This window comes from Myxococcus sp. CA056 (assembly GCF_013336715.1).
Classification (GTDB): domain Bacteria; phylum Myxococcota; class Myxococcia; order Myxococcales; family Myxococcaceae; genus Myxococcus; species Myxococcus llanfairpwllgwyngyllgogerychwyrndrobwllllantysiliogogogochensis.
On the sequence record NZ_JABUMT010000006.1, the window covers coordinates 170,492 to 184,586 of the forward strand.

5 protein-coding genes are annotated in these 14,095 nt (G+C 69.1%); 4 read left to right on the forward strand and 1 reads right to left on the reverse strand.

Annotation, left to right across the window (positions count from 1 at the left end):
* Positions 1-8 precede the first annotated feature (8 nt).
* Both HUA76_RS25370 and HUA76_RS25375 read left to right on the forward strand, forming a co-directional pair.
* Complete coding sequence (locus HUA76_RS25370) at positions 9-1,151, forward strand: glycosyltransferase (protein WP_141643801.1); 1,143 nt, start codon at positions 9-11, stop codon at positions 1,149-1,151.
* Positions 1,152-1,369: 218 nt separating this feature from the next.
* Positions 1,370-2,764 carry an undecaprenyl-phosphate glucose phosphotransferase gene (locus HUA76_RS25375; protein WP_141643802.1) on the forward strand — a complete coding sequence of 465 codons (1,395 nt, stop codon included), beginning with the start codon at positions 1,370-1,372 and terminating at the stop codon, positions 2,762-2,764.
* Positions 2,765-2,858: 94 nt separating this feature from the next.
* Here HUA76_RS25375 and HUA76_RS25380 read toward each other — a convergent pair whose 3' ends face one another.
* Positions 2,859-4,793 carry a serine protease gene (locus tag HUA76_RS25380; RefSeq protein ID WP_174462323.1) on the reverse strand — a complete coding sequence of 645 codons (1,935 nt, stop codon included), beginning with the start codon at positions 4,791-4,793 and terminating at the stop codon, positions 2,859-2,861.
* A gap of 334 nt (positions 4,794-5,127) precedes the next feature.
* On the opposite strand from HUA76_RS25380, the gene HUA76_RS46510 reads away from it, so the two are divergent.
* Together HUA76_RS46510 and HUA76_RS25390 are read left to right on the forward strand one after the other, a co-directional pair.
* Positions 5,128-11,829 (forward strand): hypothetical protein, encoded by a 6,702-nt coding sequence (locus HUA76_RS46510; protein WP_174462324.1) that lies wholly within the window; start codon positions 5,128-5,130, stop codon positions 11,827-11,829.
* Positions 11,830-12,153: 324 nt separating this feature from the next.
* Complete coding sequence (locus HUA76_RS25390; protein ID WP_371823521.1) at positions 12,154-14,025, forward strand: DUF4185 domain-containing protein; 1,872 nt, start codon at positions 12,154-12,156, stop codon at positions 14,023-14,025.
* Positions 14,026-14,095 lie beyond the last annotated feature (70 nt).

Genomic DNA, 14,095 nt, shown 5'->3' on the forward strand with positions numbered 1-14,095 from the left:
CCCGCATCGTGAAGGTCGCCCTGGTCCACGACTGGCTCGTCACCCACCGCGGGGGGGAGCGTGTGCTTGATGCGCTCTGCGAAGTGCTGCCCGACGCGGATATCTACACCCTCATCCACCGGCCCGGCAGCCAGTCCCCGGCCATTGAAGGCCGCCGCATCTTCACGTCCTTCCTTCAGCGGATTCCCGGCATCCACGAGCGCTACCGGCACTTCCTGCCCCTGATGCCCCGGGCCATCGAATCGCTGCGCCTCCAGGACGACTACGACGTCGTCCTCTCCTCCAGCCACTGCGTCGCCAAGGGGCTGCGCGTGCCGGCGGGGCTGCCGCACCTGAGCTACGTGCACGCGCCCATGCGGTACATGTGGGACTTGTTCGACGACTACTTTGGCCCGGGGCGCACCCGCCTGCCGGTGCGCGTCGCGGCCCATGCCGTGCGTCCCTGGCTCCAGCGGTGGGACCGGGCCTCGGCCGAGCGCGTGGACCACTTCGTCGCCAACAGCCACCACGTCGCCGGCAAGCTCCAGCGCTTCTGGGGCCGCGGCGCCACCGTGGTCCATCCTCCCGTGGATCTGGAGCGCTTCACCCGGCTTCCCCTGGAGGGGGGCGGCCAGGGTGGCTACTTCCTGTGGCTCGGCGCCTTCGCGCCCTACAAGCGGCTGGACATCGCGCTGGAGGCCTTCCGCGCGCTGGGCGCTCCGCTGTGGGTGGTGGGCACCGGGCAGGAGGCCTCGCGCCTGGGGTCGACGGCGTCGTCGCCGCACATCCGCTTCCTCGGCAACGTCTCCGACGACGCGCTGCCGTCTCTGTACCGGGATGCTCGCGCGCTCATCTTCACGCCCGAGGAGGACTTCGGCATCACCCCGCTGGAGGCCCAGGCCACCGGTCGCCCCGTCATCGCTTTCGGCAAGGGCGGGGCGCTGGAGACGGTAAACAGCCGCACGGGACTCTTCTTCTCCGAGCAGACACCCGCCTCGCTCGCGGACGCCGTGCGGCGCTTCGAGACGTGGGAGGTCGGCTTCCGAGCGGAGGATGCCCGCTCACAGGCCGAGCGCTTTGGGCGCGCTGTCTTCCAGCGCGCCATGTTGTCCGAGGTGGAGTCCGTCCTCAGGGTGTCGAGGAAATCCCCACGTCGCGTGGCGGCGGTGTGACGCCGCTGTCATCCCAGGCTCCGTCTTTCATCAGCGAGTCGTGTCCGCCTCTTGTCACTGTCCACCCGGGGCAGGGGTAACTCGTTGGTTTCACGGGATTTTCCGTGCTACGACGCCAGCCTGTCAGAGGGAGTCGGGCAGGGCACGTGCTCGTTGTACCGGGGTGCGAGTCTTGCAAAGGGGTGGCGCCCCGTTGACCAGGTTACAGGAGTCCAGGCGTGTTCAGTCGTCTCCAGCGCTTCTACACGTCCATCAAGGTTGTCGCGGACATGGTGATGCTCGCGGTGGCGTTCGCCTTGGCGTACGCCACGCGGTTCTCCGGCATCGTCCCCGTCACGGAAGGAATCCCACCCTGGGAGGATTCGCTCGTCTCGCTGCTGATGGTGCTCGTCATCTTCCCGGCGGCCTTCAAGCAGTCGAGGCTCTACGCGACGAACCGCTCCCGGACGAACACGGGTGAGGTGTTCGAGGTCTTCAAGTCCACCATCACCGCGACGCTCATCCTGGTGGCCGCGACGTACTTCGCGCGAGAGCGTTACTCGCGCCTGACGCTGGTCATCTTCGTCGTCTACGCCTTCGTGCTGGTGACGTGCATCCGGCTGGCGTTCCGCTACGTGTTGAGCGAGGTGCGGCGCCGGGGCCACAACCTCAAGTCCATCCTCGTCATCGGCGCGGGGGAGCTGGGCCAGCGTGTCGTGGAGACGGTGGAGGGCCACCGCGAGCTGGGCTTCCGCGTGACGGGCCTTTTGTCGCTGCGGCCGGAGAAGGTGGGCCAATACGTCAACGGGGTGCGCATCATCGGCCACGTGGACGACGTGGAGCGCGTGCTGGATGCGCAGCCGGTGGACCAGGTCATCCTCGCGCTGCCGCTGGAGGACCAGGCGCACGTGAAGCGGCTGATGGAGCAACTGGCGCTGCGCACCGTGGACGTCAGGGTGGTGCCGGACCTCTACCAGTACATCACCCTGTACGGCGGGCTGGAGGAGTTCGGCGGCCTGCCCATCATCCGGCTCCAGGGTGACCCGATGGAGGGCTGGAGCCGCGTCTCCAAGCGCGCTTTCGACATCCTCTTCTCGCTGCTGGCCATCCTCGTCACCGCGCCGCTCATGGCGGCCACCGCGCTGGCGGTGCGGCTGACGAGCCGCGGTCCCATGCTCTACCGACAGGAGCGCATGGGGATGGATGGCCGCACCTTCCACATCCTCAAGTTCCGCACCATGCGCGTGGACGCCGAGCATTCCGGGGCGATGATGGCGGCCAAGGACGACCCGCGCCGCACCGTCATCGGCACCGTCCTGCGCAAGTACTCCCTGGATGAGCTGCCACAGTTCTTCAACGTGCTGACGGGGGACATGAGCCTGGTCGGCCCGCGCCCCGAGCGCCCCGTCTTCATCGAGGAGTTCAAGCGGCAGATTCCGCGCTACCACCTGCGGCACAAGGTGAAGGCGGGCATCACCGGCTGGGCGCAGATCAACGGCCTGCGCGGTCAGACGTGCATCGAGAAGCGCATCGAGTACGACCTGTACTACATCGAGAACTGGTCGCTCTTGATGGACCTGAAGATTCTCGTGCGCACCGCGCTGGGCGGCTTCCTCTCGAAGAACGCCTACTGAGGAGGCAGGCGTGCCCAGGCCACGGAAATCCGTGGCCCGGGCCCCGCGTCGGACACGGATTTCCGTGAGCGCGACGCGCGGTGGACCGCGGTCGCTACTGGATGTTCCAGACCACGGTGCCGCTGCACGTCGTATTGCTGTAGCAGCCGGCGCGAATCTGGAGCGTGCCGGACGTGGTGGCGGTGAAGCTCAAGCTGGAGCCTCGGCCGCCGCACGCGTCGTCATTGGCCGCGGACTGGGTGGCGCCGCTGAAGAGGCGCAGGTACGTGTCCCCGGTGAAGGACGCGCCCGTCGCTCCGCAGGTGGCCACGGTGAGGACCTGGCCGGCGGTGACGGCGAGGTCGCGGTTGGTGGTCGCCTGCTGGGCGCTGTTGGTGTTGCTCCCGCTGAAGGCGAACGAGCCGGACGTGGCCGGCGGGGGATTGCCCCCGGAGATTTCCCAGACGACGGTGCCGCCACAGCTTCCGGTGGAATAGCAGCCGGCGCGCACCTCGTACTCGCCCGCGGTGGTGGCGGTGAAGGTGATGCTGGAGCCCCGGCCGCCGCACGCGTCGTCGTTGGTGGCGACGGAAGTACCCGCGGGGTTGAAGAGCCGCATGTACGTGTCACCCGTGGTCTTCGCGCCCGTCAGCCCACAGGTGGCCACGGTGAGCTGCTGGCCGGCGGTGAGGGCCAGCTTCTTGTTGGTGGTGTTCTGCTGCGCGTTGTTGGTGTTGGTGGCCGTGTACGTGAAGGAGTTGGCCGGCGGAGGCGGCTCCTCCGGGGGCGGCTCGCCGTTGCCGTTGGGGTCCGGGCAGCCGGCGGTGGGCAGCGCGCACTGGGGCAGGTTGGCTCCCAGGTGGCTGACGACGGCCTGGATGGGCACGCCCCGGTTGGGGCAGTTCGCGCAGTGGTGCAGGGAGACGACCAGGTGGTCCGAGTAGCCCACCACGGGCGAGCCGGACGAGCCTCCCTGCGTGTCCGCGAAGTAGCCCACGTCATTGGGGCCGCCGGATTGGCAGGACGCCTCGTTCAGGCTGTAGACCTCCGCGAAGCCAGACTCGTCGGTGGAGTCCGTGGAGGTGACGGCGATCTTCTTGCCGTACCCCGCGGGGTGCTGGGGAATGTAGATGCGCTCGTTCACCACCGCGCCCGCGCCGCGCATCTGGAGGTAGCCGAAGCTGTTGGTGGGATTCACCGCGAGCCGCACCAGCGCGTAGTCGCGAGGCGCGTCCGCCTGCACCAGCGTGCCGCCGGAGATGACGTGGCCCGGACAGCCGAACCAGCTCCCGCAGCTCGTCGCACAGGTGGCGCCCTCGGCCATGAACTCGAAGTCGGTGTTCTGCGCATCGCTGGCGGTGCCGATGCAGTGCTGGTTCGTGAGGATGTGGCCCTGGCTGCCCACGAGCCAGCCGGTGCAGGCGCTGGAGCCACCGATGAGCAGGCGCGCCACGGGACGGGCGCGGCCATAGAGGGTCGGCTCGCTGGTGGCGTAGCAGGGGGCCCAGCCGGAGTCGTCCACGCCGCACAGGGCCTTGTTCAGCTCGGACGTGAAGCCCTGCTCCGCGTTGGTGTAGCCGCGCGCGAAGCGGTCGATGGAGTAGCCGTGCTGGTTGAGGATGCCTCGGCGCCCAGGGGAGTCGGTGCCGTGCAGCTCGACGATGGCGGTGTCGCCGGGGATGTGCATGGCCCAGAAGCCGTCGCGCGCCCCCGGGTGCGAGCCGTCATACCGCCGCGAGCGCGTGCCGTCCGGCGAACGCACCACGACGAAGTCTCCCTCCTCCAGCTCCAGCCGCTCGAAGTGCGCGGCGATGTACGCGGCCCCCGGGTGGGTGATGACGTCGGTGTGCAGCGGACCGCTCTGCCTGCGCAGCTCCGTGGTGGCGTAGGGATGTGCCGACTCGAAGCGTCGGTACACGTCCTCGCCGACCTTCGTGGCGCGCTGGGAAGCGGGGGAGGCCGCCGCCTTGCACACGGGGGCCGAGGCCAGCGCGGCCGGCGCGCTGAGTGTCAGCGCGGCGACGAGACCTGCGAGCTGGATTCGTTTCATCTGCTCTCCTGTGGGGATGGGACTTCGCAGCTTAGGCTGCACAGCCGGTTATAGCGGTTATCACTGACAGAGCCGCCTCGCTGTTGATGATTGAGTTGCAAGAGCAGGAGGATGTGTGGGGCCGGTGGCGTTTGTGCGGGGGAAGGGTTCTGGATGCAGAAAGGACACCGCCTCGCGGGGAGGGCGGTCGGTGGAGCCCCGTCTGATTTCACACGGAGCGCGATTGTTGCGGCCGGGTTGTGTGCGAGGTGCCGGGGTGGCGGGTCGAAATGACGCGGGGAGGGGCGGGGAGCCGGCCCCGAGGGGAGGCGAAGCCGTCTAGACTCCGAAGGGCATGGCGGAAAAGCTCGGAGCGATCCTGGTCCGTAAGGGCCTCCTCACGCAGGCGCAGCTCGACGAGGCCCTGAAGGCCCAGCTCATCTACGGTGGGCGGTTGGGGTCCATCCTCATCGAGCTGGACTTGCTGGACATCGACACGGTGGCGATGGTCCTGGGGGAGCAGACGCGCTACCCGGTGGCCCAGGAGGCCGACTTCGAGGTCGTCACCGACGCGACGCTGAGGTTGCTGCCGGCGGCGCTGGCGGAGAAGCACCTGGCCTTCCCGCTGGCCCAGGAGGGGCGCCGGTTGAAGGTGGCGATGGCGAGCCCCTTTGAAATCCAGCACACGGACGCGCTCGGGTTCATCACGGGCCTGCGCATCCTTCCGCACATCACTCCGGAACTGCGGCTGTTCCACTACCAGGCGCAGCGTTACGGCATCCGTCGCGAGTCGCGCTCCATGAGCATGGCCACGGCGCGGCGCGCGGTGCAGCCTCGGGGCGCGGTGGCACCGGGGCGCGGGGTGATGGTTCCCCTGCCCGAGGTGGCTCCGCCTCCAGCGCCCGTGCGTGCGGAGCCGGGCACGGAGGGGATATTCGGGGGGCTGGCGCCCGGACAGTTCCTGAGCGACGACGCCGAGGACGTGGCGGCGGAGGACGTGGAGTGGAGTGCGTCGAGCGCTTCCGGGGCCGGGATTTCCGGCGACGCGATGGAGCTTCGAGGAAGCGCTCGGGCCGAGGCAGGGCCTCCGATGCTGGCACCCTCGGGTCCACCGCAACTTGCTCCCGTGGCGGTGGCTCAAGGGGGGAACCGGATGGATGGGCCGCCCCGACTCTCGCCCGCTGCGCCGCCGCGGCTGTCTCCGCCCGTGGCTCCGCTGGAGCTGGAGGTGGCGGAGGAAATCGAGCCGGAGGAAGAGTTCGAGGCGGCGGAGGAGATCGACCCCACCGAGGAACTGGAGCTCGTGGACACCGAGGAGGTGCTCGAGGGCGTCATGGAGGAGGTCGTGGAGCCTCCCGCGCCGAGACCGCCGGTGTTCGCGGGGCAGGGCGAGCGAGGTGTCGTGGGGGAGGGGCAGGGAGGGATTGCCGCGCAGCCGCCCGGCATGGTCTCGCGACACTCGGGAGGGCAGTGGTCTCCGCATCAGCCGCCTGGGTTGAACCGGGCGCCGGGTGCTGGCGCCCCAGGAGGCGCGGGGGCGAGGCCGCCCGCGTCCGTGGTGGGACCGCCGGCCGCGCCTGGAGCCGTGGCGGTTCGGCCGGGCGCGAGTGAGGCGTCGACGATGGGGCCGCCGGCTGCGCCTGGAGGCGCGGTGGTTCGGGGCGCGAGTGAAGCGTCGTCGATGGGGCCACAGGCAGTATCGATGCGGCCGAGCGTGAGTGACGCGTCGTCGGTAGGGCCGCAGAGCGGACCTGGAGTTCAGTCTCTGGTGCCGGCGGGTGGAGTGCCTCCTTCGGGTGCTCCCGGGAATGCGGGTGCCGCGCGGCCAGCGGGGCCTGGACCATTCGCCGAACTGGCGGTGCCTCCTGGGATGGTCGCTCCGGGTGGACGGCCCCCTTCGGGGACGGGCCTGCCCTCGATTCCGCAAGGCGCGGGGCAGGTTGTCGCGGGAGCGCCGGGCGCGAGGCCCTCTCCGGGAGCGGGAATGGCTCCGGTTCCCGGAGGACAGGGAATGGGGCCTCTGGGCGTGCGCCCGCCTTCGTCCACGGGGACTCCTGCTGTCGCGGGACCGGTGCCTGCCGGAGTGGCGAGCACGAGGCCCTCGACTGCCGGTGTTCCCTCGGTGCCAGGGCCGCAAGGCGCGGTTCCGCCGGGGATGACGGGGGCACGGCCTCCATCGAGCGCGGGGGTTGTCACTTCGGTGCCTGGCGCGGTTCCGCCGGGGATGATGGGGGCACGGCCTCCGTCGGGCACGGGCCTGCCGTCGGTGCAGGGCCCGCCGGGCGTTGTTGTCGCGAGCAGCCCCATGGGGGCGGGACCTCAAGGCCCTGTTCCCCCTGGGATGACGGGGACACGGCCTCCATCGAATACGGGGATGCCATCAGCGCAGGGACCGCAGGGCGTTGTGGGCCCGAATGCCCCTCTGGCGCCGGGAGCACAAGGAGCGGTTCCGCCAGGGATGGCGGGAGCACGGCCTCCGTCGAGCACGGGCACGCCATCGATACAGGGGCCGCAAGGTCCTGGTGGTTCGAGTGCTGGACCCCAAGGAGCGGTTCCGCCAGGGATGGCGGGAGCACGGCCGCCACCGGGGGCGAATGTTCCCGCGGGCTCGCAAGGCGCGCCGATTCCGCCGGGGATGATGGGGGCACGGCCTCTGTCGAATACGGGCATGCCGTCAGCGCAGGGACCGCAGAGCGCTGGCCCGAATGCCCCCCCGCCGCCAGGATCACAAGGCACCGTCCCTCCTGGGATGATGGGAGCACGACCCCCATCGAGGACGGGAATGTCTACGGTGCCCGGAGCGCAGGGGGCTGTTCCCCCAGGGATGGGTGGCGTGGGTGCGCGGCCCGTCTCAGGGCCGCCGGGCGCGGTGCCGCCGGGCATGGCAGCGGGCGCGGTGCCGCCGGGGGCGGTGCCGCTGGGCATGGCATCAGGAGCAGCGCTGCCGGGTGTGGTGCCGCCGAGCATGGCAGCGGGAGCAGCGCCGCCGGGTGCGGTGCCACTGGGCCAGACAGCGGGATCAGTGCCGCCGAGTGCGGTGTCACCGGGCATGGCAGCAGGAGCCGCGTCGCAGGGCGCGATTCCGCAGGGCCTGGCCGCGGGAGCAGTGCCGCAGGGCATGCCAGCAGGAGCGCAGGGCGCGATTCCGCCGGGCATGTCAGCGAGTTCAGGGCCGTATGGTGCGGTGCTGCCGGGCATGCCAGCGGGAGCAGGAGCGCCGCCGGGCGGTATTCCGCCGGGTATGGCAGCAGGCACACGGCCTTCGAGCGCAGGGATGCCCGCCGTATCGGGTCCTCCGGGCACCGTGCCTCCTGGAATGGCAGGCGCGAGGCCGCCATCAGGGACGGGCCTTCCGTCGGCCCCTGGTCCACAGGGAGTGGTTCCTCCGGGCCTGAATGTGGCCGCTGGAGGACGACCGGCTTCGGTGGCGAGTGGCCCCGTGGGCCCGCCTCCTCCAGGAATGGCGCGTCCGCCGCAGCCTGGAGTTCCACCTCACGCGCACGTCGCGACCCCGTCGGGGGTCGTGCAGCCTTCGTTGGCGGAGTCGCCACAATCGCCCGGGCAACTGCGGTCCGCACCGCCCGGAACCACAGGGCCACAGCCGCCGGGTATGGCACCGAAGGGAATGGCGCCCTTCGTGGGAGGTGGCTCAGCACAGTTGGATCAGCCGAGCGAGACGCCAACATCTCCGCATGGAGTCGACGGCGTCATTCGGGTGTCTCCCGGTGAGCCGGCTCCGCTCGAAGTTGAGTGGGAAGGAACAACGCGTCCGGCGACGGAGTCTGTTCCCTCGATGTCGGACACAGCACCGGGAATCACCCCTCTCGCGAGCGATGGATTGGTCGGGCTGCCAGCACCTGCTTTCGCGAACGCAGGGGGCGCTGACGCGCGCGAAGTGCCTGCATCGGAGTCGCTGTCAGATGTGCCCGAGTCGTGGGGGCAACCGAGCGAGGACCGTGCATTCGCTCTCTCTGCATCGGTAGATAGCGCGCACGAAGGAAGTGATCCTGGTGCGGTGACGGAGCGACCCACGTCGTGGAGCATCGCGAGCGAAGGTTCCGCATTCGAAGTCGCTGCGCCCGTGAATGCCGCGCACGAAGGGAGCGCGTCTGGTGCAGTGACGGACGCGCCCACGTCGTGGAGCATCGCGAGCGAAGGTTCCACATTCGAAGTCGCTGCACCCGTGCATGCCACGCACGAAGGGAGCGCGTCTGGTGCAGTGACGGACGCGCCCGCGTCGTGGAGCATCACGAGGGAAGGTTTCACATTCGATGACACTGCATCGGTGAATGCCGCTCGCGAAGGAAGCGCGTTCGGTGCGGTGACGGAGTTGCCCACGTCGTGGAGCATCACGAGGGAGGGTTTCAAATTCGAAGTTGCTGCACCCGTGAATGCCGCGCGCGAATGGAACGTGTCTGGTGCAGTGCCGGATGCGCCCACGTCAGGGAGCATCGCGAGCGAAGAAGCTGCGGGCGATACCACTGCGCCAGTGTTTGCCGCACGTGAAGGCACTGCTGCCAGGGCCTCGGCTGATGTGCCTGCGTCGGCGAGCGTGCACGATGGCATCGCACCGGAGTCGACGGGGACGCTGCACGGAGGCATTGCGTTCGCGACGGAAGGCTCGACCACATCCGCGCCGACAGGCCTTTCGTCCGAGCCAGGTGCATCGACAGCGGTGGTGCACGGAGCCATTGCATCCGAGCCGACCGGTCCGAACGCAGACCTTCAAGCAGGGCTTGAACTCGAGCCGAGCGCGCTGACGGTGGGGGCGCTCGAAGTCATGGTGCCAGAGTTCGCGCCTGTCCCGGATGCATCCGCGCTTGTCACAAGCGAAGCCCTCGTGCTGGACCGCTCAGTGGCGCTGCACATGCCTGCGGTCTCTCAGGAAGAAGCCCACGGCGTTGAATCATCTGCTGAGGTCGGACAGGGCGAACATGGGCCGTCGAGCGTGCTCGAAGAGGTCCACTCGCTTGCTGTCCCAGCACGGGCCACTCCCGCGACCGAGGAGACCTCAACCGAAGTCGTGACGTCCGAGTCACAGACATCGAGTGGCCTCGATCTGGTCGAGGACGCAAGGTCCTCGTTCGCAACCCGGGATGATGATGTCCCCGAAGTCGGAACGGTTGCCGCCAGCACGTCGACTGGGGGCGCACTCGAAGAGGCTGCGCCCAAGTCGGCGGAGTCCGTGTCCAGCACGCCAGGGGGAGCTTCGAGCAAAGAGACTCCAGTCCATGCCGTGACGACGGTCGAGTTCCGCTCGGCCATGGGGGAGTCCAGCGAGCACGTTTCATTCGAGACGTCGCTGGCCCAAGCGTCCGGCGTCGCCGCATCCGAGGTTCCGTCCTCGAGCACCTCTACCGACCCGACGCCAGTCCACTCAACGCCAGGAAGCGAAGAGGTCGCGGAGGCCACTTCACAAACCTTGGAGGACCCAGGCGATGGGTCGCCCCAAACAGGGCTTCGAATCTCGGCATCCGCCGACCTGCCAAGTGACGCGTCGAGCGAGCCGGCCTCATCCAGCACGGAGCCATCCACGCTGTTCGTGCCGCCCACCGGCGCCTCGGAGTCGACGTCCGTCGCCTATCTGGACGCCAGCGAAGAGGCGGCTCATACCGGAATCGCGTCAACGCAGAGCGCACGTCCCGCCAGTTCAGCGGATTCCACGGCGGAGTCGCAAGGCACAGGGCACACGAGCGAAGGCGAGCCCTGGAAGCTCGTGAGGTCGCGACCGAGTGACGCAGACCCGCGCGGGCCCGCCACCTCGGATGACTCCATTCAGCCGAAAAGCCTCGCAGGTGATGAGGATGCCGGCGAGTCGCTCGAACTGGAGGCCGCCGGTGCCTTGCTCGCGTCGCACGGCGAGCAGTCCACACGCGTCGAGCCCACGACTCAGCGCGATGTCATCGGGACAAGTGATTCCGCGAGCGAACTCCCGGCTGGCAACGTCTCTCCACAGCGTGCGGTCACGGAGCCTGCGGCAGCGGCCTCGAACCTCCCTGATTCCAGCACCGCCACCGAGTCCAAGCAGGCGTCAGGCGAACCCGCCCCGGCTGCGGCTGTCACGTTCGACGCCCCGGAACCACTCTCGTCAGTGGGCGACTTCAAGTCCGCACGAGCCGCCACGGGAGAGTCCCACGATGCGGCCTCGGGAGAGGCCAGTCCGTCCCCCGAGGGCACCGTGGTCTCGCTGGACGCGGTCCGCGCGGCGAACGCGGAGCCCGCAGCCCTGGAGCCCCCCAAGCCCGCGGTGACGCGGCGCGCGCCCATCGAACTCGATGACCTGCCCGCCACGGATGACGCACCCATGCAGCTCGCCTCGACCTGGGAGTTCGTGGGGTGGCAGGGCTCCGAGGGCAACGGCACCATCGGTCATGTCGCGGAGCACACATGGGAGGACCGCGCGGTGGACCTCGACGGCACGGTGCAGCGAGCTGCGCCCGCGAGTGAGCTGCCTCTCGCCTCCGCCTGGGACTTCATTCAGCAGCCCTGGCAGCCCCAGGCGCGTGAACAGTCGGAAGCGTTGAGGGCGCTCCTGGCCGCGACCGATGCCCCCGTGGCTCCTGGGAGCGAGGGGCCCGCGGTGTCGGCGGAGCAGGTGCTCACGGCGCTGGAGGACGTGGGGACGCAGGGAGTGCTCGGCAAGGTGCTGCTCGCGTACTGCGCCGGACGTTTCCAGCGGGCCTTCCTGCTGGGGGAGAGCTTCGGGCTCGTGCGCGTCGGACATGCGTGGGGGCCCGGATGCGACAGTCCTCAAGTCTCCGCGCTCAAGGTGGACCTGGAAGCGCCGTCGCTCCTGATGTCCGCGCTGGAGCAGCTCGGGCCCAGCAGCTTCGACACTCCCACCTGTCCTCAAGACGAGGCCATCTTCTCCGCGCTCGGCGGCCCGTCGTCGCGTCTGCTCGTCGTGCCGATTCGCGCCCGTGGCCGTCCCGTGGCCTTCGTCATCGCGGACTCGGGTGGAACGCCCGTAGCATCCACGACGCTCGATGAGCTGTCGCGCGTGTCCGCCAAGGCGTCGGAGGTCTACGACCGTCTCCCCGCGTCCCGCGCGGACTGAGCCACGCCGCGGTGCAGCGCGAGGTCCGTCGTCCACGGGCCTCGCGCTCCCTCGATGCTCCACACCTGACGAAGCGTTCATCCGTGCGCCGAGGCGTGGTCGCCATGGCCTGTCTGTCCGTCTGTCTGTGGTTGGATGCGCCGGCCGGGTCGGTGGGCTTGTGTTCCCCCGGCACGGATGTCCTGAACGCATCGAGACGAACCAGAGAGGCGGAGACGCACGATGAGTCGCGAGCAGCCCTGGGAGTGGTCGTCGTTGCACCGAGCCGTATGGATCCTTGCCTGGATGTACACGGGCGCCGCCGGAGCCGTGACTCCGACAGGCGTGACGAAGGTCTCCCGGGTGACGGGGGCCACTCCCGCCGGTGAATTCCTCCCCAATCCCAATCAGACCCACGCGAATCACGAGGTGTATGGGACGGACCTCGGCATTGTCTGGGACAAGGGTGGGGGAGAGGTCTTCGTCCTCTTCGGTGACACGTTTGGCGCGGGGTGGTGTGGCAATGGCGGGTGTGGGACGGGCTGGCGGAGCAATGTCCTCGCGCGCTCGTCCGATACGAATCTCGCGGATGGGCTCACCTTCTCCTCGATGGTCCAGGACTACGCCCGGCACGCGAAGGAGGTCCTCTCCTCGAAGAAGATCAACAACGACGAAATCACAGTCATCCCCACGGCGGGCGTCACGGCGGGCTCGCGCCACTTCATCCACTACATGTCCATCCACCACTGGGGCGAAGCGGGCCGGTGGTACACGAACTACTCGGGCCTCGCGTACTCGGACGACAACGGACAGACGTGGGTGAAGCACGCGAACGCGCGCTGGTGGAACAACGCCTCCTGGACGAACAACTTCCAGATGGCCGCGCTCGTCAAGAATGGTGGGTTCGTCTACCTGTACGGAACGCCGAACGGACGCTACGGCAACGTCCACCTCGCCCGAGTGCCCGAGGGCGCGCTCCTGGATATCAACGCCTACCGTTACTGGGACGGCAACGGCTGGGCTGTGTCCCAGGCCGCATCCCAACCCGTGGCCATCGGCATCGCGGGAGAGCTGTCTGTCTCGTACAACGCGGCGCTCGGCCGCTTCCTCATGACGTACCTGAACGAGCACCGTCAGGCAGCCGTCATGCGGGACGCGGGAACGCCGGTGGGGCCGTGGAGCGGTGAGAAGATCCTCGCCCTCGGCAGCCAGTTCCCGGGCCTCTACAACGCGTTCATCCACCCGTGGGGCAGCACGGCGACGAGCCTCTACTTCGTCATGTCCCAGTGGACGCCGTACAACACGTTCCTGATGCGAGCGACGCTCGTGGCGGACGCGGACGGAGACAACCTCCTCTCCGAGCCCGGCTTCGAGTCCCAGTCCGCCACACCCGTGACGGCGCCCTGGTACCCGGTGGGCAATGCCGGCGTGGACCGCAACGTCGGTCAGGCGCGCACCGGGCAGGACAACGGCTTCGTGCGCTACGACTCCGGTTGGAACGCGCTGAAGCAGAGCGTCGTCGTTCAGCCGCACACCGACTACACGCTTCGGGGTTGGGTCCGCACGTCCGCGAACAACACGACGGGCTACTTCGGAGCACGCGGCCCCGGCAATGGCCCCATCCTCGGTGAGCGCGCCTTCGCCTCTCTGCCGGCGTACACGGAGCAGGTCGTCACCTTCAACTCCGGCCCAAACGCCATCGTCGAGGTGTACGGAGGCCTCTGGGCGACCGAAGACACCTGGCTGCAACTCGATGACGTGAGCCTCAAGCGGGGCACCAACCTGGTGGCGCACGCGGGCTTCGAGCAGCAGGCGTCCACGAGCGCGACGTCGCCCTGGTACGCGGACGGCAACGCCGGAATCGACCGGGGCGCGGGCTTCGCGCGGACGGGCGCCAACAACGCCTGGGCCCGGGGCACGCAGGGCTGGCACGCCATCAAGCAGGAAGCCGCCGTGACGCCCCACACGCGCTACACGCTGAAGGGCTGGGTGCGCACATCCGGCGCACACAACGACGGCTATTTCGGTGCCCGCCTGCCGAGGGGCGGCCCCATCCTCTCCGAGGTCCACTACACCCAACCGTTGTCGGGCTACACGCAGCTCTCGGTGAGCTTCGACTCGGGCGCCAACCACTCGGTGGAGCTGTTCGCGGGCCTGTGGGCGTCCGGCACGGACACCTATATCCAGGTGGACGATGTCACGCTGACCCGGGACTGACGCCCGCGCGGTACACCGCACATGGCAAGGGCCCCGGAACGCATGGTCCCGGAGCCCTTGTCGTCCTTCA

Excerpts from the sequence above, each read along its gene's own strand:
- HUA76_RS25380 (WP_174462323.1), bottom strand. The coding sequence starts at position 4,793 with ATGAAACGAATCCAGCTCGCAGGTCTCGTCGCCGCGCTGACACTCAGC.
- HUA76_RS46510 (WP_174462324.1), top strand. The coding sequence starts at position 5,128 with ATGGCGGAAAAGCTCGGAGCGATCCTGGTCCGTAAGGGCCTCCTCACG.